Consider the following 20,271-nt stretch of genomic DNA (forward strand, 5'->3'; position numbering starts at 1 on the left):
ACCATGCATATCGTGCGTATCGGCGCCGGCGCGACGGAGCTGCATTCCGCCGACGAGATCGGCGCCAAGGCCGCCAACCTCGCCCGGATGGCGGCGCTGGGCCTGCCGGTGCCGCCCGCTTTCGTGCTGCCGGTCAAGCTGTGCGCGGATATCATCTCCCGCCACGCCCATGCCGAACGTCGTCTGCGCGACGGGCTCAAGGAAGGAATTGCGTTCCTGGAAGACGCGACCGGCAAGCGCTTCGGCGACCGACGGCAGCCGCTGCTGGTCTCGGTACGCTCGGGTGCCGCCCGATCGATGCCGGGCATGCTCGACACCGTCCTCAATGTCGGCTGCACACCGGATGCCGTGCACGGCCTGATCCGGGCGACGGGCCGGCCGCGGCTCGCCTGGGACTGCCGACGCCGCTTCCTGGAGAGCTTTGGCGAAACCGTGCTCGGACTGGACGCCGACGCATTCGCCGCCCGCATCGCCGAACTGGTCGGAGCCGAAGGGGCCGACAACGATCGCGAGCTCGACAGCGAAGCGCTGGAGCGGCTTGCCGGCGACGAACAGGCGCTGGTCGAGGATCGCGCCGATGGCTGGCTCGACGATGCGGTCGCCCAGCTCGAAGCGGCTGCGCAGGCCGTCTACCGGTCCTGGATGAGCGAGCGTGCCCAGACCTACCGAAAGCTCCAGCAGCTCGAAGAGCTCGAGGGCACCGCCGTCACGGTCCAGGCGATGGTGTTTGGCAACGGTGGGCTGGCCTCCGGCGCCGGCGTCGCCTTCTCGCGCGATCCTTCGACCGGGGCACCACGCCCGATGATCGATCTGGTCCTCGATGCGCAGGGCGAGGACGTCGTATCCGGCCGCCGCGCGCCTGACTCGGCCGACGCGATCGCGCGCGCACTGCCGCGAACCGAGGCCGAGCTCGGCGACGTGCTGAAGCGGCTCGAGCGCGAGTTCACCGACGTCCAGGACGTCGAATTCACCGTCGAGGACGGCAGGCTCTGGATCCTGCAGACCCGGGCCGCCAAGCGGACCCCGCGCGCCGCGGTGAGGATCGCGATCGATCTCGTGCATGAAGGCCTGATCACGCAGGACGAGGCCCTGACGCGCATTGAAGACATCGATCTCGCCGCGCTCACGGAAATCAGGCTGGTTTCTCCCGGCAAGCCCGCAACCGCCGGCGTCGGAGCGTCCGGCGGCATCGGCATCGGCCGCGCGGCGTTCGATGCCAAAAGCGCCGAGCGCCTCTCGGCCGCGGGCGAGCCGATCATCCTGCTGCGTCCCGACACCAGCACCGCCGATGTCGCAGGCTTCGCGCTGGCGGCGGGCATCGTCACTGCGGTCGGCGCGCGGACCTCGCATGCAGCCCTGGTGGCCCGGCAGATGGGCAAGCCCTGCGTGGTCGGCTGCCGCGAACTGAAAATCGATCCCGTCGCGCGGCGGGCCCAGCTCGCCGGTGCCCTGCTGTGCGAGGACGAATGGGTCACGATCGACGGCGATGCCGGAGAGCTTCATCTCGGACGCTGCGAGACGGTCGAGACGCGGCCCGAGGCCGAGCTTGCCGAGATCGCCGCGTGGCATGCGCGGTCCGCCCCGCACAAGCGCCGCCCGCACGCAGCGAGCGGCTCAGTGAGTCCCCGATAGGATCTGGAAGCAGCCGATCGCGACCTCGATCACGATCAGAACCACCACCGCTATTTCGAGGCGCAGCGAGCGCTGGGTGTCGATGATGTCGCTCAGCGCGTTGGCGGTCTCCGACACCGCGGTGAGCTTGCGCTCGAGCGTGTCGAGACGCTCCTTCAATTCGTACTCGTCTTCAAGACGGGCATAGAGCCGGTCGAGCTCGGGCTTCTCCCAGAGCACGTCGGGTTTCTCGGCCACCGCAACACGGCCCGCGACGCGCTGCTGGACCAGAAGCGCGTTGCCGATCAGTTGCAGAATGGCCTTGCGGCGGCGCGGCGTGCGGCCATGCTCGGCAAGCTCCCGCGCAAATGGCTCGATCACGTCGAAGACCGCGGCGACGCGCCGCTCGTCGCGGGCGAGCGAGGTGCTCTTGGCGAGCGCGTCTGCAACGATCAGCAGCCGATCGTCGGAGAATTTGGCAAGGCAGATCGGCCCGCCCGGCTGGATCACCTCGGTGCTTTCATCCTTGCAGAGCTGCGCCTGTGCGATCTCTTCCTCATAGGGGCTGAGCTCGCCGGTCACGCGGGACTTCAGGCTGTCGATCAGAACCTTCTCTTCGGAAGGAAGCAGGCCGATCAGCACCACGACGCCGTAGCGGAAGATGACGGCGAGTCCGGCATGGACGCGAAAGGCGGCGGGCGTCGAGGAGACAGGCGCACCGATCTCGAGCCCGGAGGGATTGATGCGTTCACCCAGCATCACGGCGCGGATCCGCAAAGTCGGCGCGGCATCCGGCTTCGGGGACGTGGACGTCAGGCTGACAGCAAGTTGATCGGCGTTCATGCGAAGCTCTCGTCAGCAACAAGGATTGCAGGATTTTCCCATTTCCGGCTTTCGTCCCACTCGCATCCTCTTCTTGCAGGATTGCGATCTGCCTGCATGTCGCGCAATATAGGAAGGAAATTCCGAGTTAAGATCATTAAGACGGGGCTTACGCCGAAATATTCGGCAACATTGCCACCCCGCGCGGGACATATTTGGATGCGATTGCTCCGGCAGTTTACCATCGCCCCCCGAAGCGCCGCCGAAAAGTTGCACTCGGCAAGGCCGCGTGTTTATGACAGCATCATAACAAGCTACGCTTCTCCCGAAGTGCAGACACCGAAGCCTCAATCATGCTGAGCGTCATCATACCGACCGAAGGCGTCGAGCAGACGGCGGTCGCCACCCTGGCGGCGCTGGTCCCCGGTGCCGCAGCCGGCATCATCCGGGAAGTGCTTTTGATCGACGGCACCCGCAACGGCGTCATCGAGCGCGTTGCCGACGTCGCTGGCTGCCGTTTCGTCGGTTTCGAGGGCTCCTCGCAGGGCGCGGCGCTGGCCGCCGGCGCGCTCCAGGCCCGCTCGCCCTGGCTGATGTTCCTCCCCGCCGGCGCAGTGCTGGAAACCGGCTGGATCGAGGAGACCACCCAGTTCATACAGGCCGTGTCCACCAGCGGCCGGGACCGTGCCGCGGTCTTCCGCTATGCGCGCTCTCCTTACGCCGATACCGGATTCCGCGACATGCTCCGCGCCGTCGCGCGCAGGTTGGTTGGTCCGCTGGGCGATCAGGGACTTTTGATCGCGCGTGACCACTATGACCGGATTGGCGGCTACCCGCCCCAGGCCCGCCGTTCCGAGGCACGGCTGCTGCGGCGGCTCGGCCGCTCATCCCGGACCATGCTGCGCAGCCGGATCGTCATGGTCGGCTGAGACCACCAGATACTTGCCAACGTCAAATAATTATTTGACTATGGCAAGTATCGAGGTGAACCATGCCGACCAACGGTACCGACGACCACATCGCAGCGGTGCGCGCCTTCAACCGGTTTTACACCCGCAAGCTTGGCGTGCTCGACCAGCATCTCGGCAAGAGTCCGTTTTCGCTCAGCGAAGCCCGCGTGCTCTACGAGCTCGCGCATCGCGACGACCTTGCGGCAAAAGAGATCGGAAACGAGCTTGGTCTGGATCCCGGCTATCTCAGCCGCATCGTCCAGAGCTTCGAGGAGAAGGGACTGATCACGCGAAGGCCCCTGCCCGCAGACCGCCGGCAATACCAGCTCAGCCTCACCGCCAAGGGACGCCAGACCTTCGCCAAGCTGAACCTCGGCTCGCAAAACGAGGTCGCCGCAATGCTGGCTCCGCTTTCGGCCGGCGATGCGACGCGGCTCACGCAAGCCATGGCGACCATCGAGGACGTGCTGGAGCCGCGGCGAAGCCAGCCCGCAGCGTTCATGCTGCGCAGCCACCGCGTCGGCGACATGGGCTGGGTCATCTCGCGGCAGGCCGCCGCCTATGCCGCGGATTACAACTGGGACATCAGCTACGAGGCGCTCGTCGCCGAGATCTGCGCGCATTTCATCAAGAACTACGACCCGGCGCGTGAGCACTGCTGGATCGCGGAAGCCGGTGGCGAGCCGATCGGCTCGATCTTTCTGGTCAAGGCCACGGACGAGATCGCCAAGCTCCGCCTGTTGCAGGTCGAGAAGAAAGCGCGCGGGCTCGGGGTCGGCCGCGCGCTGGTCGAGCAATGCATCCAGGGCGCTCGCGAGCGAGGCTACAGCAGGATGACGCTGTGGACCCAGAGCATCCTGGTCGCCGCACGCGGCATCTATCAAAGTGCGGGTTTCAGGCTGGTTGCCACTGAGCCGCATCACAGCTTCGGGCAAGATCTGGTGGGCGAGACCTGGGAGCGGGATCTCTGACGGTCCAACTACACCGTCGCGCCCTGCGCCTTGGGCCTGCGCAGATGCTCGTCCAGCCGCGGCATGATCTCGACGAAATTGCAGGGACGCGTGCGGTAGTCGAGCTGGGGTTTGAGGATGCCGTCCCAACCGTCGCGGCAGGCGCCGGGCGAACCGGGCAGGCAGAAGATGTAGGTCGCGCCCGCAACGCCCGCGGTGGCGCGGCTCTGGATCGTCGACGTTCCGATCTTGGCGTGGCTCATCATGTGGAAGGCGATCGAAAAGCCGTCCATGCGCTTCTCGAACAAGGGCTCGATCGCTTCCGGCGTGACATCGCGCCCGGTGAAGCCGGTGCCTCCGGTGGTGATGACGACGTCGATGCCGGCATCCGCGATCCAGCGGCGGATCACGGCCCGGATCGCCTCGACATCGTCGGTGACGATCTCGCGCGCGGCAAGATGATGGCCCGCCTCGGTGAGACGATCGGCTAGCGTCTGACCGGACTTGTCATCGGCGAGCGCGCGCGTGTCGGAGACGGTGAGCACCGCGATGTTGAGCGGGATGAACTGCTTCGTTTCGTCGATGGAGGCCATTGCGTCACACTTTCTTTCCCAACCCACCGCCGTCATCCCCGGACGAACGCATTCGCGTTCGCTCGGGAGGTGCGCGCGCAAGCGCGCCTCGAAGCATGGGTTACGGGCTCGCCATCCTTCGAGGCTCGCCAAGAGGCGAGCACCTCAGGATGACGGATAACTCCTACGATCCGCTGCCGAACGTGTTGCAGGCCTGCACCGTGCCCTGCTGGTAGCCGGTCATGAACCACTGCTTGCGTTGCGCCGCCGAGCCGTGGGTGAAGGAATCGGGCACGACGCGTCCGGTGGACTGGCGCTGCAGCGTGTCGTCGCCGATCGCGCTGGCCGTGGTCAGCGCGGCGTCGATGTCGCCCGGCTCGAGGAAGTTCGGCCGCTTCTTCGCCTCGCGATTGACCCAGACGCCGGACAGGCAGTCGGCCTGCAGCTCCACCTTCACCTGGAGCGCGTTGGCCTCGGCCTTGCTGCCGGCCTGCTGCTGCATCCGCGTCACGCGCGGAATGATGCCGAGCAGGTTCTGGATGTGATGGCCGGCCTCGTGCGCGATGATGTAGGCGGTGGTGAAGTCGCATGCCGACTTGCCGGAGCAACCGCGAAAGCGCGTCTCGACCTCCCGGAAGAAGCCGGTGTCGAGGAAGATGGTCCGGTCGGGCGGACAATAGAACGGCCCCATCGCCGACTGCGCCATGCCGCACCGACCGCCATTGGTGGCATTGCGGAACAGGACGATCTTCGGACCGGTGTAATTCTGGCCGCTGGCCTGGAAGATCTCGCTCCAGCGGTCGTCGATCTCGCCGAGGATGCCGGAGATCATGCTGCCCATCTCGTCGGTCGGCGCGCCGCGCTTGGCGGAGGTCGACTGGCGGTCGGTCTGGTAGGAGGGCGCCTGGCCGCCGCCGGTGAGGATCTCGGCGCCGCCGATCAGGATGCGCGGATCAATCCCGAAGGCATAGCCGATCAGGCCGAGCACGATGATGGTGCCGATGCCGAGCCCGCCGCCGCCCATCGGCAGGCCGAACCCGCCTCCGCCACCGCCGCCGCCGCCATCATCGCGACGATCCTCGATGTCGTCGCTGCGGCGGAAATCATCGTAGCGCATGGCGGCTTCCCTCAAGTCCTTGATGGCGTCAATCTGGCGCGCAGGAGCGCGAAAGCTCAACGCGCCACATACGTAAAATTTCCGTTGCCTTTATCAATATCGTGGTCGGCAAAAATTGCCTAGTGCGGCGGCATGCCGATGCCAGCAATTTTTTCCGAGGGTCGTGCAGTTTTTTCCGAGAGAGATTTGGAGTCTTTCCGGTGCTCGGGCCACTCCCGCAGCGCGAAGAAGCGCGAAATACGCTGCAAAACTCGGCGAATATGCGCAACGAACCACGCCCAACGCGCGATACGAGGCCTGCTTACAAAAGTAGCGGGTTAAGTCGATTTTTACTTTGCCGCTTCATTGTAACGGTCAGTCGGTTGTTTGGTCCCGCGTCGCCGACAGCGTCGCCTGAGTCAGAGTTCTTGAGTCATGGTAGAGTCGCGTCGCGGGGCGTCTGCAAGGGCGCCCCGCACAAATTTCGAGTCTTCGTCGCATCGCATCATCCTCGGTGATTGCGTCGCCGAGATGTCGAAGCTTCAGGCTGGTTCGGTCGATCTGGTGTTCGCAGATCCTCCCTACAACCTCCAGCTCAAGGGTGATCTCAAGCGCCCCGACGAATCCCATGTCGATGCCGTCAACGACGACTGGGACAAGTTCGATTCATTCTCTGCCTACGACGATTTCACCCGCGCCTGGCTGCTTGCCGCCCGCCGCGCGATGAAGCCGTCGGCGACGATTTGGGTGATCGGCTCCTATCACAACATCTTCCGCGTCGGCGCGATCATGCAGGACCTCGGCTTCTGGCTCCTGAACGACATCGTCTGGCGCAAGTCGAATCCGATGCCGAATTTCCGCGGCCGCCGCTTCACCAATGCGCACGAGACCATGATCTGGGCCGCGCGCGACGAGAAGGCCAAGGGCTACACGTTCAATTACGAGGCGCTGAAGGCCGCGAACGAGGACGTGCAGGCGCGCTCCGACTGGCTGATCCCGCTCTGCACCGGCGAGGAGCGCCTCAGGGGCGCCGACGGCAAGAAAGTGCATCCGACGCAGAAGCCTGAAGGCCTGCTCGCGCGCGTGCTGCTGTCGTCGTCGAAGCCCGGCGACCTCGTGATCGATCCCTTCAACGGCACCGGCACCACCGGCGCGGTCGCAAAGCGCCTCGGCCGCTCCTATATCGGCTTCGAGCGCGACAAGACCTACGCCAAGGCCGCGGAAGCCCGCATTGCCGCGGTCGAGCCGCTGCCGGAAGCAAGCCTCGCCCCGTTCATGACCGCGCGCGAAGCCCCGCGCGTGGCGTTCTCCGAACTGATCGAACGCGGCATGATCATGCCCGGCGCAAAGCTGTTCGACGCCAAGAAGAAGTTCGGCGCGCTGGTCCGTGCCGACGGCGCCATCATGTTCGGCGACAAGGTCGGCTCGATCCACCGCATGGGCGCCGTGGCGCAAGGCGCGCAAGCCTGCAATGGCTGGACTTTCTGGCATATCGAGACCAAGAAGGGCCTCAAGCTGATCGACGAGCTCCGCGCCGAGATCCGCGCCGGCATGGCGGCGGAATAGGCTTCTACGTCGACCATTGGCCTTTGTTACGCCGGCTGACCTGCGCGGCGTGCAGATGCCGCACGGCAATCTCGCCGGTTGCGTCTCCGGACAAGGTTCGGGCAAGAGAAGAGTGCCTCGCGGCAACGAGGCCGCGTCCGCTCTCGGCCGCCAACTCTAGGGAGATGCTCGATGCTCAAATTCTATTTCAACGGATCGCCGAACCCGACCAAGGTCGCGCTTTTTCTGGAAGAGGCTGGCCTGCCCTACGAGCCGGTCAAGATCGACACCCGCAAGGGCGAACAGTTCGCGCCGGACTATCTGAAGATCAATCCAAACGGCAAGGTGCCGGCGATCGACGACGGCGGCACGATTGTTTTCGACAGCAACGCCATCCTGCTCTATCTCGCCGAGAAGACCGGCAAGTTCCTGCCCGCCGCCAGCGTGCGCGGCGAGACGCTGTCTTGGCTGATGTTCATCGCCACCGGCGTCGGGCCCTATTCAGGCCAGGCCGTGCACTTCAAGCACTTCGCGCCGAAGGAGCAGAACCACGACTACGCCCATAACCGCTATCAGTACGAGACCGATCGCCATTACAAGATTCTCGACGGTCACCTCGAAGGCGGCCGCTATATGGTCGGCGACAGCTATTCGATCGTCGACATGGCGCTGTGGGGCTGGGCGCGGATGGTGCCGTTCAAGCTCGGCGACGACGCCTTTGCGCGATACCCGAACGTGAAGCGGCTGGTGGACGAGATCTCGGCGCGGCCGGCTGCGGCGCGCGCGATCGCGCTGAAGGACAAGTTCACCTTCAAGGCCGAGATGGACGACGAGGCCCGCGCCAACATGTTCAGGCACTTGGCAACCAAGGTCGCCTGATCTCATCGCGCCGCTATGAGAGGCCACGCGCATGCGCGTGGCCTCTGGCTTTTCTAGGCGGCGTGGACCGAGTTCAGGAACCTGGCGACTTCCTGCTTCAGCCGGTTGCTGTCGGAAGACAGCGAGCGCGCCGCCGAGAGCACTTGCGAGGAGGCCGAGCCGGTCTCGGACGCGCCGCGCTGCACGTCACCGATATTGGTCGACACCCGCTGCGTGCCGTGAGCGGCCTGCTGGACGTTGCGAGAGATTTCCTGCGTGGCGGCGCCCTGCTCTTCCACCGCCGCCGCAACCGTCGACGAGATTTCCGACAGCCGCGCGATGGTGCCGCTGATTTCCCGGATGGAGCCGACCGACTCCTCGGTCGCGGCCTGGATGCCGGAGACCTGCTGGGCGATCTCGCCGGTCGCCTTCGCAGTCTGCTCGGCCAGCGCCTTGACCTCGGAAGCGACCACGGCAAAGCCCCGGCCGGCGTCGCCGGCGCGCGCGGCCTCGATGGTGGCGTTCAGCGCCAGCAGGTTGGTCTGGCCGGCGATGGTGCTGATCAGCTCGACCACGTCGCCGATGCGGGCTGCCGCCTTGGAGAGCTCACCGACGCGTTCATTTGTCCTGCTCGCCTGGCCGACGGCGTCGCTGGCGATGCGCGCGGATTCCTGCACCTGGCGCGCGATCTCGCTGACCGAGGAGGACAGCTCTTCGGTCGCGGAAGCAACGGCCTGCACATTGGCCGTGGCTTCCTGCGAGGCAGAGGCGACCTCGGTGGACAGGTCCTGTGCACGCGTCGCGGTCGATGTGAGCGTCCCGGCGGACGCCTCGAGCTGGTGCGACGCCGACGATACGGTGTTCACGATCTCGCCAACCGCCTGCTCGAACTGATCGGCGAGCCGGACCATGTCCGCCTTGCGGCTTTCCGCCTGACGCGCCTCGACATCGCTCTGCTCCGCGCGCATGCGCTCGGTGTCGATCATGTTGGTCTTGAACACCTCGATCGCCTTGGCCATGTCGCCGATCTCGTCGGCCTTGCCGCGACCGGGGATCTCGACCTCGAGATTGCCGCCGGCAAGCATCCCCATCGCGCGCGTCATCGAAGTCAGCGGACCGACGATGCTGCGGGCGATCAGGAAGGCGACGATCACGCCAAACAGGATGGCGAGCCCGCCTGCGATCTGCTGGATCGTCGTCGTCCCCTCGATGACCGCTTCGGCGGCGGCGCGGGAATCCTTGTGCTCCTTCTTCAAGGCGGCTTCCACGACCTTGAGCTTGGCGATGCTGTCGACGATGAGGGGTGCGAGGTTCTTGTGGTAGATCTCGTCGGCCTGGAGCATCGCGGCGGACGTGGTCTCGAACGCGGATTTGTAGATGCCGAGCGAGGTCCTGACCGGCGCGAGCGTGGCTCGCAATTCGTTCGCCTGCGGGCTCTTTTCGATCCCCGCGAGCCGTTGTGCCGCCCTGTCCACACTCGCCCTGAAATTCGCCGGCCCCTGAGTATCGCGCAAGGCCAGGAATCGCCAGTTGGCGATCCGAACCAGGAGGATCCTGGTTTCCAGGTCCGTGACCAGGGCCGCAGTATCCTCATCGACGGCAGCGCGCGCCGTATCGACCAGCTTGGCCATCTTGGCGGTCAGGTCCTCCCCGCTCGGCAGCAACGTCGCCTTGCCGGTTCTCGCCTCGTTGACGGCGTCCCCGAGATTGTCACGCAACCGTCGCATCTTTGCGATGTCGTCGATCAGATCGTTATAGAGCTTCTGCCGCTCCGCAGACTGCGTCGTCTTGGCGCCGACCTGCAACAATTCGGTCGCCGCGGCCTCCCGTTCTGCCGCCTCGCGCATCGCAGCTTCGTTGGCATCGTACACGTAGCGCAGATTGGCGCGCTGGATCGCCTGGAGATGGGTTGAGATTTCCAGGACCCGCGCGGTGCTGTCGGACAGGGCGGATTGCCTTGTGACCTGGTCCTGAACCGCCTTCAAATTCCAGACGGCAACCACCGCCATCACGAGACCAACCGCCACCAAGGCCATGAAACCAGCGTACAGGCGTCCCCTGATCCGCAAACGAAAGTTCGGCATTCCCACTGTCCACCCAAAAGCATGTGAATTCGAGCGGCCGAACGCGTCAGGCGATCGTCACAGCCACCCTGGCAGCCGCGAGTCGTTTCGGCGACCCACGCTGCACTGCGACACAATGCGGGACACTCGTTAATTGAACCTTCCAAATTTTCGCGCAGACTCGCAGCGAATGGCGCAATGTTTGCTGATTTTATGGACAGTTGCGCAAGGACGCGGCGCACCTCCGCATGTGTATGCAGCCCGCTGCAAACCCCGTCGGGTGAACGTTTGCTAGCTGCCCGCAGGCACCAATTTGCCGAGTGCGTGCTCGACCACTTCCAGCGTATAGGGCTTCTGAACCACCGGCGCCGAGGCCAGATCCGCCGGGATCGGCGCGCGCTCGCCATAGCCGGTCGCGAAGATGAAGGGCACGCCGATCTCCTTCAGCTTCTGCGCCACCTTGATGCTGTTCTCGCTGCCGAGGTTGAGATCGAGCAATGCGAAGCTCGGCCGCGCGCGCTCGATCGCGCGCAGCGCCTGGTCGACGCTCGCCGCGGTGTCGACGTGGCGGGCGCCGAGATCGAGCAGAATGACCTCCGCCGCCATGGCGATGATGAGATTGTCCTCGACGATCAACGCCGTGTCGGAAATGCGCGGACGGGTGGATTGCTGTTCCTCGACGCGCATTGCGGCTCCTGCGATGGCTGGCATCAACTCGACGAAGTTTGGTGGAATGACGAACTTCGCCTGCACCCCGAGCAGGTCGAAGCGAATCTCGGCCTCGCCCTTGAGGTCAAACGGCACGGAGCGTTCGATGATGGTGGTCCCGAAGCCGCGGCGCGACGGCGGCTGCACCGGCGGACCGCCGCTCTCCTTCCACTCGATCTCCAGGTTCGAATTCGGGTCCACGCGCCACACCACCTCGACCTGACCGGTGGAATCGGCGAGCGCGCCGTATTTTGCGGAATTGGTCATCATCTCGTGGACCACCAGAGCCAGCGTCGCGAACGCCCGGGGGTCGAGCGACACATCCGGTCCCTCGATCCTCACCCGGTCCGCGCGCGCGCCGAGATAGGCGCCGGCCTCGGATTCGAGCAGCGTGCGCAGCGCCACCGGCGCCCAGTTGAGATTGGTGATCTGGTCGTGGGCGCGTGCCAGCGCCTGGATGCGGCCGCCGAGCACGCTGGCGAACTCCTCGACGTTCTTGGCAGTGTCCTTGCTCTGCGCCACCAGCGCGCGGACCAGGCTGAGGATGTTGCGGACGCGGTGATTGAGCTCGGCGATCATCAGCTCCTGCCGCTCCTGGGCGCCGCGGCGCTCACGGGCGGCGAGATCGGACAGTTGCAGGATCACCTCGAGCAATGTGACGCGAAGACTCTCGGCGATGCGGATATCGGCCGCCGACCACGGCTTCGACTGGCCTGCCACGGTCTCCTGCCAGAGCTCGAAGCTCTTGCGCGGCGTCAGGCGCGGCCCGTTCGGGCCCTCCTGGTAGACCTTCTCGGGGGCGCCGGCCCAGTTGACCGACCGCAGCACCTCGCGCCGGAAGAAGATCAGGCAATCGCGCGGGGTCCGCGAGATCGGGATGGCGAGGAAGCCCGCGGCCCGGTCCCGGAAGGACTGGCCGGCCGCGTAGACCTTGGCGATTTCGGCGCTGGCGAAGATCCGCCCCGGCGAAGTCCGGTTGATGAAGGTGACGAGCTCCTTCACCTCCTCCTCGGTCGGCGTCTCGCCGTCGAGCGTGATCTTGTTGTCGGACCAGACCGCGACGCCGTCGCATTCGATCATCTTGCGATAGTCGCCGACGAAATCGACGATCGCGCGGCGGCTGTGTTCATGGGTCGCGGCGGTCTCGATCAACCGCTCCTGGACCTTGTGGGCGCGAGCCTCGTAGGCGACACCACCTTCACGCTCCCGTCCCTCGACGATCCAGGAGAACATCTGACCGAACAGCTCGGAGGCCGTGCGCTTCTCGAACGAGATGTAGCGCGGCGAGTAATGATGGCAGGCAAACAAACCCCAGAGCTTGCCATCGCGCAGGATCGACACCGACATCGACGCGCCGACGCCCATGTTGCGCAGATATTCGATGTGGATTGGCGAGACCGAGCGCAGCACGCTCATTGAGAGATCCAGCAGACCCGCATTGTGCGTGGCAGTCGAGAACAGCGCGGCCGGCTTGGCGTTGATGTCGGCGATGATGCGCAGCCAGTTTCGCTCGTAGAGGATGCGCGCCTGCCTGGGGATGTCGGACGCCGGGTAGTGCAGCCCGAGAAACCGTTCGAGCCCGGCTTCCGCGGCTTCCGCGATCACCTCGCCCGATCCGTCCGGGTGAAACTGGTAGACCATGACGCGGTCGAAGCCCGTGAGCACCTTGAGCTGGCGCGCCGCTTCGCGGGCGAGCTCCGTCATGCCGCGGGTCTTGCGGACACGTTCAAGCATCAGGCGCACGAGCTCGCCGGAATTGACGCCGGGCTCGATCACGCTGGGCTCGGCCTCGACGACGAGATAGACGCCTGAGAAATGGATCGACAGATCGTAGAGCGGCTTGCCGGGCTGGATCTCGACGCCGAACACGCGCTCGGTCGCGTCGGGACCGCTCAGCTGGTCGACACGGTTGCGGATCGTCTCGATCGCGGCTGGTAAAAAGACATCGGCGATCGGTCGCCGCAGAAGATCGGAAAGCTCGACGCCAAGAAAGCTGCCGACATTGGCCGACCCCATGCAGATGGTGAAATCGGACAGCAGCGTCAGCAGGAAGCCGAACGGCTGCACGCTGCCGGGAATGTGGATCGGCTCGCGATCGCAATTGGTGAGATCGACCGCCTCGTTCATGCGCGGTCCGCCGCCTGCTCGAACGCGGCGAAAGCCGCGCTCGCCGATTCGATCGCTTCGTCCTCGTCGCAGGCCTGTTCGGCTTCAAGCTTCGTCAGGAAGCTCTGCCAGAGCCACTGGCCGGCGCCATGGGCGAGATAGGTGGTGGCCTCACCGATGCGCGGATCCGCCGCGTCGGCCACCGTCTTCAGGAGGAATTTGGCGCCGAGCCGGGAGCCCTCCAGCACATACATCGTGCCGAGCACGCCGCTACGCGTCAGGGGCTGCACCCGCACCATGGATTGCGCGGCGCTGCCGAGCCGTCCGAGATCTGCCGTAATCGCGGCGCTGCGCGACCGGACCGGCCAATCAGGAAACATTCTGGCAACGCCAGCGTCGACGAGCGCCGCCTCGAGCGGCAGAAGCGCGCCGGCACTGGCTTGCAGAAAACGACGATAGCCGGACAAGGCGGCAAGATCGAACGACGTCAGCTGCGCATCGAGGTCCCGGTGCGCCGTCGCAGTGGCGTCTCTTAATCTTTCGCGGAATCCGGGGAAGCTGCGGCCCACATGTGTCGAAACGTCCGAAGCCCCAGCCAGCATGAAATTCCCGACGCGCGCAATACCGTGGGCACTATTGCCCCGGAACCGACCAAACGCCGGCGGAAACCCAAAGGTTCCCGCCACGCATCAAAATTGGGACCGGCGTGTCCCTATCGCCGCCGACGGGGCCTCCTCAGCTCGTACTCGATCTCGGACCGGCTCATCCCGCAGTCCAGCAGCTCCCGTTCAGTCATGGCTGCGAGCTGATAGCGGGCCCGGGACCGCTCCTGCCTGATCCGCATGATGTCCATCAGCGTCCGCCAAGCGCGTATGACCATCGGTCGCGGTAGCGAACAGGCCCGGCCGGCGGAAGCGACGTCGTCCAACCCGGTCAGCCCCCAGCCCTTGCCGACGTTTGCGGAAACGGACCGAGCGCCTTCTCGGTCAGGATCGAGTCGCAGTATTCCCGGATCTCCTTGATTTTGCCGTCCTCGAAACGAAACACCAGGCAATAGTCATTGTCGTAGCGGACGCCCTCCGGCGTGACGTTGTCGCCCTTGGCCTCCACCACGACGACGTCGCCGTCGGCGACGAAGCGGTGGGCCACCGTCCGGGTCCGGTCGGCCAGGCGGGTGCGCACATAGGCGTGCAGATCGTTGAGGATCGCCTGCTTGCCGGAAAAAGTGCGCGACCAGGAATACTGGCCGGTCACGACCCATCTGGCGTCGTCGGCAAGGCTTGCGGTGAACAAAGCGCGGTCGCGTGCGGCCGGATCGGGATCGGCGGCGGCGGCGAAGATATCCTGCATCAGTATCTTGTTGGCGCTCGCGCTCATGGCGGCATCTCCGTTTGGTGGCAACACGGAGATCATCGCGGGCCGACGATCATTCTTCAAATCGATAATGAATATGATATCTATTCATCTCATGAATTTGCATTCGCTCGACCTGAACCTGCTGACCGCACTCGACGCACTGCTGCGCGAGGCCAGTGTCAGCCGCGCGGCCATGAGAATCGGCCTTTCGCAGCCGGCAACGAGCCACGCGCTGCAGCGCCTGCGCGACATTTTTGGCGACCCGCTTCTGGTGCGCACCGGCGCGCGAATGGAGCTGACGCCGCGGGCACAGGCGCTACGCGCGCCGCTGGCACAGGCGCTCGACCAGGTGCGCGGGCTGTTCGTGCCGGAGGAGTTTGACGCCGTGCGCAGCGAGCGGCAGTTCCGCCTGATGATGCCGGATCTCGCGGTCGAGCTGTTGATGCCGCCGCTGATGGAGAAGGTGACGCGGGCAGCGCCCAATGTCCGCATCGATGTCGTGCCGTGGCGGGGGCCAGCGATCTTTCACGCCGAGTTCGCCCGCACCATCGATTTCGTGATCTCGATCGGCAATGCCTTCAAGGGTTTTCATCGCCAACTGCTCTATACCGACAGCGACGCATTGGCGGTGCGGCACGGCCATCCGCAAGCCGCGAAACTAATGCGGCGCGAGACCTTCCTGGCCGCGCGCCATGTCGGCGTGATCATTCGCGGACAGCCCGAGGATCTGATCGACACCTGGCTGCGAGCCAAGGGCATCGAGCGGCATATTTCGCTGGTGGTGTCGGGCTATCTCGAAGCGCTGCACGTCGCCGCCCGCACCGATCTCGTCGCCTTCGTGCCGCGCCGGCTGATCGCGGCGCTGTCCAAGCAATTCGGCCTCGTCACGGTGAAGCCGCCGCTCGACCCTGGCATCGACGAGCAGTTCATGTTCCATCCGACCCGCGCGCAGATGGACCCCGGCTCGATCTGGCTGCGGCGGCTGATGCTGGAGACGGGCCGGGAGCTGGAGAAGAAAGAACGGCGTGCTGGGTAGGACACAGCTTCAAAACAAATGGTGTCGTCCCGGACAAGCGCAGCGAAGCGGAGCGCTGATCCGGGACCCATAGCCCCAGGGTGTAGTTTGACGAAGACCGGTCGCTCGGCACTACGACCGAGCTGGTCCCGGGTCTGCGCTTACGCTTGCCCGGGACGACACCGAGTTTGTTACGCCTTCTGCGCGTCCATCACCTTACGCACGGCGGGGCGGTCCGACATGCGCTTGAAGTGGTCGGCGATCTTCGGCGTGGCGTTGATGTCGACGCTGTCGCCTTCGAGCCAGAGCGAGAGCGTGTGGAGATAGGGATCGCAGATCGTGAATTGATCGCCCATCACCCAGGGCCCCTTGAACATCTTCTGCTCGATCAGGGCGAAGCAGGCGGCCATGGTCTTGGGGACCATCGCCTTCATGTCGGCGAACGAACTCTCCTGGGTCGCCCAGCGCGCGCCGCGCATCTTGTGGGCATGATTGATGTGCACGGTCGAGCAGAGATAGGAGTTGAACGACTGCACCTGGGCGAAGTCGAAGGGATCGTCCAGCGGCGCAAGCTTCGCCTTGGGGAAGGTCTGCGCGATGTAGGCCAGCATCGCCGGCGTCTCGGTAAGGACCCCCCGATCGGTCACCAGCGCAGGCACGCGCCCCTTCGGGTTGATGGCGAGATAGTCCGGACTGGTCTGCTGGCTGTCCTTGAAGCTCAGCCGTTCAGCCGTGTAGTCGGCGCCGGCCTCCTCCAGGGTCATGTAGGTGGCGAGCGCGCAGGTCCCGGTGGCGTAGTAGAGCTTGAGCATGTCTGACCTCATGGGAAAGCTGGAAAATAACGGCTGTCGTCCCTACGGTCTATAGCACGCTATTCTACGTGCTTTGCTCTTCGCAGTTGCCCACTGCCGCCCGCCTGTGCCAAGACGCCCGCAATCGGAGGGGTTTTGTCATGACCGTACTCATCGCCGGTGGCGGCATCGGCGGGCTGACGCTCGCGCTCAGCCTGCACGGCATCGGCGTTCCCGTAAAAGTGTTCGAGAGCGTGGGCGAGCTGAAGCCGCTCGGCGTCGGCATCAACGTGCTGCCGCATGCGGTGCGCGAGCTGATCGAGCTCGGGCTGATGGACAAGCTCGATGCCAGCGGCGTCCGCACCCGCGAGCTCGCCTATTTCTCCAAGCACGGCAAGCCGATCTGGAGCGAGCCGCGCGGGCTCGAGGCCGGCTACAAATGGCCGCAATTCTCGATCCATCGCGGCACGCTGCAGCAGATCTTGCTCGACACCGCGGTCGAGCGGCTCGGCCGCGAGAACATTCTGACCAGCCATCACCTGACCGGATGGACCGAGACGGCCAACGGCGTGCGCGCCGACTTCATCAACAAGGCGAGCGGCAAGGCAGCTGGCACCTACGAAGGGCAAATCCTGATCGCCGCCGACGGCATTCATTCCGCCGTACGAGAAAAGCTCTATCCCAACGAGGGACCGCCGATCTGGAACGGCCGCATCCTCTGGCGCGGCGTCACGCCGTCAAAGGCATTCCTCACCGGCCGCACCATGATCATGGCCGGCCACGAGATCCTGAAATTCGTCTGCTATCCCATCAGCAAGGCGCCGGATGCAAACGGGAACCTGCTCATCAACTGGGTCGCCGAGCGCCACATGCCGCCGACCTATCAGTGGCGGCGCGAGGACTACAACCGCACCGCGCGGCTGGAGGAGTTTCTGCCCTGGTTCGAGAGCTGGCAGTTCGACTGGCTCGACGTGCCCGGCCTGATCAGGAACTGCCCGCACGCCTACGAATATCCGCTGGTCGACCGCGATCCGGTCTCGCAATGGACCTTCGGCAAGGTCACGCTGATGGGCGATGCCGCGCACCCGATGTACCCGATCGGCTCGAACGGCGCCTCGCAGGCGATCCTCGATGCTCGCACCATCACGCGCGAGATCCTCGCGCATGGACCGACGCAGGCGGCGCTGCTGGCCTATGAGGCCGAGCGGCGGCCGGCGACCACCGACCTCGTGCTGCTCAACCGCAAGAACGGCCCCGAGCAGGTGATGCAGCTCGTCGAGGAGCGCGCGCCTGACGGCTACAACATCGTCACCGACGTGCTGTCGCAACAGGAGCTGGAAGACGTCGCCGCGAACTACAAGCGCGTCGCGGGATTCCAGGTCGAAGCGCTGAATGCGAAGCCGCCGATCGTGAGCAAGGACGCGCGCGCGGGCACGTAAAGGCTACCGCACCACCCTCGCCGCTTCCAGCAGCCGCTCGCTCGCGCTGGCCGTGGCCAGCACCGTGCCGTCTTCCGCCATCAGCCTGGCCTCGACGAACGCGATGGTCTTGCCGAGTTGCGTCACCTTCGCCTCGCCGATGATCGGGCCGGGCTTTGCGGGGCTGAGGAAATTCACGGTCATGCTGATGGTTGTGGTGTAGAGCCGGCCCTCGCTCATCACCAGCACCGCAGGCCCCATCGTATCGTCGAGCATGGCCGAGAGCATGCCGCCCTGGATGAAGCCGGCGGGGTTGCAGAACTCCGGCTTGCCCTCGAAGCCGAGCCTGATCCAGCCTTCGTCCGGACGGGCGTCCAGCAGGCGCCATCCGAGCAATTCCGCACAAGGCGGCCTACGAAAATTGTCGAGCGCGGTCTTCACCATTCGGACCTCCGTTGCGGCCGTTCATAGCGTAGGCCTGCTGACAGGGCAGCGTCAGCAGGCGGCACACGCCGCGGGGCAACATCACGGGAACAACGCATCTGCGACGTGGACGATTGTTCAGGCTTTCTCAACCAAGGATCCAAAGGGCAATCCGCCGGTAAGCGGTTGGCAGTTACCACATGGCATCAGGGACGGCCTAACCGGAGCTCTACCCATGCAAGCCCTTTTGCAGCAGGTCGCAAACCGTCTGCACGCGGTTGAAGACCAGCTGACCGTGAGGACGCAGATTGCTGCGGCCGTGGCCGTCATGTCCATCGTGCTCGTGGGCACACTCGCGGCCGGTGCTGCCCTCATCAGCTACAGAAACACTGCCGCGCTCGTCGAGAACAGCCTCACGGGAACAGCGTCGACGGCCTCCGGGCGGCTCGATCGCTTCATGGCAACGCGCCAGCAGGAGATGAAGCTGTTCGCGGAGATGCAGCCGATGCAAACACAGTGGCAGGGTGATCCGGCGGCCTTGCGCAGCTCGCTGGAAGGCCTCCAGCGCTCATTCTCTGAATTCGCCTGGATTGGCTTCGCCGACGTCAACGGCACCGTTGTCGCCGCCACCGGCGGCCTCCTTCAAGGCAAGTCCGTGGCCGCCCGCCCCTGGTTCAAGCAGGGGTTAGAACGAGACGCCGTCGGCGACGTCCATGAGGCCGTGCTGCTGTCATCGCTCCTGACACAACGCGCCAATCGTGAGCCCTACCGCTTCGTCGACATCGCCATTCCCGTCCGTGACACCAACGGCGATCTCCTCGGCGTGCTCGGCGGTCATCTGAACTGGGATTGGGCGAGCAATTTGATCAAGGACGTCGAGGCCAATGACGGCAACGCCGAAGCGACGCTGTCCATCCTCAGCAAAGGCGGCATGGTCCTGTTGGGTGCGCAGAAAGAGACCATCCGCTATGGCGGCGATGAACTCGCCCGCATCGTGAAGGCCGGCGCGGGTACATTCAGGGAAACCGAGAATGGCCAGCAGATGCTGACCGCATTCCACGTCGGCAAGGGTCACCGCGACTATCAGGGCCTGAACTGGATCGTCACCGCGAGTCAGCCGGCGAGCGTGGCACTCGCAGCAGCAATCTCGTCGGCGCAGATGATTCTGGCGATTGGCGCCGCCACGGCCATCCTCGCTCTATCGCTGGCCGTGCTGGTATCGCGCCGGATCGCCGCCCCGATTATCGCCTTTACCAGGGAAGCCGATCGCATCGGGCGCGCTCACGGCCCGACCATGCTCGCGCGGCAGCGCGGCTCTGCCGAGGTGGTCCAGCTCTCGCGCGCGCTGCGCTCGCTGCTGCGCCGCATCGGCCTTGCCGAGGAGCGCACCAAGGAAGCCGAACTGCGTGCAACCGAGAACGCGATCCAGCTCCAGGAGGACATGCTGAAGCTGCGCCAGCTTGCCGACACCGACTTCATGACCGGCCTGATGAACCGCCGCTCCTTCCTCGCAATTGCCGACGACGCCGTCGCGTACTGCCGCCGCTACAAGCGCAACATGGCGACGTTGATGATCGATATCGATCATTTCAAGAAGATCAACGACACCCACGGCCACGCCGCCGGCGACGACGCCATCAAGCGCGTCGCGGAAATCGTCAGCCAGTCGATCCGGACCACCGACAAGGCTGCGCGCTTCGGCGGCGAGGAGTTCGTGGTGCTGCTACGCGAGATCGATCAGGAAACTGCGGTATTGCTCGCCGACCGCATCAGAACGTCGATTGAGGCCGCGCGAGTGACGCATGGCAATGTCGCCCTTCCCATCACTGTTTCCGTCGGGCTCGCACTGTTCGACGAGAGTGACCGCGATGTGCAGGATGTGATCGAGCGCGCCGATCAGGGCCTCTATGTCGCGAAGACGTCCGGGCGCAACCGTACTTTCCTGATGCCGGCGGAGGACGAGCGCGCCGCGCGGGCCGCCTGAAGA

General features: G+C 65.1%; 18 protein-coding genes. 8 read left to right on the top strand and 10 right to left on the bottom strand.

All coding sequences use genetic code 11. The annotated features are described in order from the left end of the window. Positions 1 to 3 precede the first annotated feature (3 nt). Positions 4 to 1,632, top strand: coding sequence for a PEP/pyruvate-binding domain-containing protein (locus tag FNV92_RS27305; RefSeq protein ID WP_143843785.1), 1,629 nt, complete (start codon positions 4 to 6; stop codon positions 1,630 to 1,632). On the opposite strand, the gene FNV92_RS27310 is transcribed toward FNV92_RS27305, so the two are convergent. Continuing rightward, a complete protein-coding gene (locus FNV92_RS27310; protein ID WP_015687935.1) occupies positions 1,615 to 2,454 on the bottom strand; it encodes an RMD1 family protein in 840 nt (279 codons plus the stop codon). The genes FNV92_RS27305 and FNV92_RS27310 overlap by 18 nt on opposite strands. A 332-nt stretch (positions 2,455 to 2,786) precedes the next feature. On the opposite strand from FNV92_RS27310, the gene FNV92_RS27315 reads away from it, so the two are divergent. Together FNV92_RS27315 and FNV92_RS27320 are read left to right on the top strand one after the other, a co-directional pair. Beyond that, positions 2,787 to 3,362 (top strand): glycosyltransferase family protein, encoded by a 576-nt coding sequence (locus tag FNV92_RS27315; protein WP_015687936.1) that lies wholly within the window; start codon positions 2,787 to 2,789, stop codon positions 3,360 to 3,362. Between the two features lie 62 nt (positions 3,363 to 3,424). After that, complete coding sequence (locus FNV92_RS27320; RefSeq protein WP_015687937.1) at positions 3,425 to 4,354, top strand: bifunctional helix-turn-helix transcriptional regulator/GNAT family N-acetyltransferase; 930 nt, start codon at positions 3,425 to 3,427, stop codon at positions 4,352 to 4,354. Between the two features lie 8 nt (positions 4,355 to 4,362). Here the strand turns inward: FNV92_RS27320 and moaB are convergent, their stop codons facing one another. Together moaB and ypfJ are read right to left on the bottom strand one after the other, a co-directional pair. Then, positions 4,363 to 4,926 (bottom strand): molybdenum cofactor biosynthesis protein B, encoded by a 564-nt coding sequence (moaB, locus tag FNV92_RS27325; protein WP_015687938.1) that lies wholly within the window; start codon positions 4,924 to 4,926, stop codon positions 4,363 to 4,365. A gap of 163 nt (positions 4,927 to 5,089) precedes the next feature. Beyond that, entirely contained in the window at positions 5,090 to 6,022 is a 933-nt protein-coding gene (gene ypfJ / locus FNV92_RS27330) for a KPN_02809 family neutral zinc metallopeptidase (protein ID WP_015687939.1), read from the bottom strand. A gap of 414 nt (positions 6,023 to 6,436) precedes the next feature. Between ypfJ and FNV92_RS27335 the strand changes: the two genes are divergently transcribed. Further along, positions 6,437 to 7,567, top strand: coding sequence for a site-specific DNA-methyltransferase (locus FNV92_RS27335; protein ID WP_143843784.1), 1,131 nt, complete (start codon positions 6,437 to 6,439; stop codon positions 7,565 to 7,567). A 171-nt stretch (positions 7,568 to 7,738) separates the two neighbouring features. Continuing rightward, positions 7,739 to 8,425 (top strand): glutathione S-transferase family protein, encoded by a 687-nt coding sequence (locus FNV92_RS27340; RefSeq protein WP_143843783.1) that lies wholly within the window; start codon positions 7,739 to 7,741, stop codon positions 8,423 to 8,425. A 53-nt stretch (positions 8,426 to 8,478) separates the two neighbouring features. On the opposite strand, the gene FNV92_RS27345 is transcribed toward FNV92_RS27340, so the two are convergent. The 5 genes from FNV92_RS27345 to FNV92_RS27365 all read right to left on the bottom strand — a co-directional run bounded on the left by FNV92_RS27345 (position 8,479) and on the right by FNV92_RS27365 (position 14,658). Then, positions 8,479 to 10,488 carry a methyl-accepting chemotaxis protein gene (locus tag FNV92_RS27345; protein WP_168213543.1) on the bottom strand — a complete coding sequence of 670 codons (2,010 nt, stop codon included), beginning with the start codon at positions 10,486 to 10,488 and terminating at the stop codon, positions 8,479 to 8,481. Positions 10,489 to 10,758: 270 nt separating this feature from the next. Further along, a complete protein-coding gene (locus tag FNV92_RS27350; RefSeq protein ID WP_143843781.1) occupies positions 10,759 to 13,302 on the bottom strand; it encodes an HWE histidine kinase domain-containing protein in 2,544 nt (847 codons plus the stop codon). Then, positions 13,299 to 13,883: a biliverdin-producing heme oxygenase gene (locus tag FNV92_RS27355; RefSeq protein WP_143846201.1), complete on the bottom strand. Its 585-nt coding sequence runs from the start codon at positions 13,881 to 13,883 to the stop codon at positions 13,299 to 13,301. The genes FNV92_RS27350 and FNV92_RS27355 overlap by 4 nt, the downstream gene beginning before the upstream one ends. Positions 13,884 to 13,993: 110 nt before the next feature. Beyond that, positions 13,994 to 14,161, bottom strand: a complete 168-nt coding sequence (locus FNV92_RS27360; protein WP_143846200.1) for a YjiS-like domain-containing protein — start codon at positions 14,159 to 14,161, stop codon at positions 13,994 to 13,996. Between the two features lie 53 nt (positions 14,162 to 14,214). Then, positions 14,215 to 14,658 carry a nuclear transport factor 2 family protein gene (locus FNV92_RS27365; protein WP_168213542.1) on the bottom strand — a complete coding sequence of 148 codons (444 nt, stop codon included), beginning with the start codon at positions 14,656 to 14,658 and terminating at the stop codon, positions 14,215 to 14,217. 91 nt (positions 14,659 to 14,749) lie between these two features. Between FNV92_RS27365 and FNV92_RS27370 the strand changes: the two genes are divergently transcribed. Beyond that, complete coding sequence (locus FNV92_RS27370; RefSeq protein ID WP_143843779.1) at positions 14,750 to 15,673, top strand: LysR family transcriptional regulator; 924 nt, start codon at positions 14,750 to 14,752, stop codon at positions 15,671 to 15,673. A gap of 170 nt (positions 15,674 to 15,843) precedes the next feature. Here FNV92_RS27370 and FNV92_RS27375 read toward each other — a convergent pair whose 3' ends face one another. Further along, positions 15,844 to 16,464, bottom strand: coding sequence for a glutathione S-transferase family protein (locus FNV92_RS27375; RefSeq protein ID WP_015687948.1), 621 nt, complete (start codon positions 16,462 to 16,464; stop codon positions 15,844 to 15,846). Between the two features lie 140 nt (positions 16,465 to 16,604). Here FNV92_RS27375 and FNV92_RS27380 point away from each other — a divergent pair, with 140 nt between their 5' ends. Continuing rightward, on the top strand, positions 16,605 to 17,882 hold the full coding sequence (locus tag FNV92_RS27380) for a flavin-dependent oxidoreductase (protein WP_143843778.1): 1,278 nt from the start codon (positions 16,605 to 16,607) through the stop codon (positions 17,880 to 17,882). A gap of 3 nt (positions 17,883 to 17,885) precedes the next feature. On the opposite strand, the gene FNV92_RS27385 is transcribed toward FNV92_RS27380, so the two are convergent. After that, positions 17,886 to 18,305: a PaaI family thioesterase gene (locus FNV92_RS27385; RefSeq protein WP_015687950.1), complete on the bottom strand. Its 420-nt coding sequence runs from the start codon at positions 18,303 to 18,305 to the stop codon at positions 17,886 to 17,888. Between FNV92_RS27385 and FNV92_RS27390 the strand changes: the two genes are divergently transcribed. Next, positions 18,283 to 20,268, top strand: a complete 1,986-nt coding sequence (locus FNV92_RS27390; protein ID WP_244623633.1) for a sensor domain-containing diguanylate cyclase — start codon at positions 18,283 to 18,285, stop codon at positions 20,266 to 20,268. The genes FNV92_RS27385 and FNV92_RS27390 overlap by 23 nt on opposite strands. Positions 20,269 to 20,271 lie beyond the last annotated feature (3 nt).

The organism is Bradyrhizobium cosmicum (assembly GCF_007290395.2).
Taxonomy (GTDB): domain Bacteria; phylum Pseudomonadota; class Alphaproteobacteria; order Rhizobiales; family Xanthobacteraceae; genus Bradyrhizobium; species Bradyrhizobium cosmicum.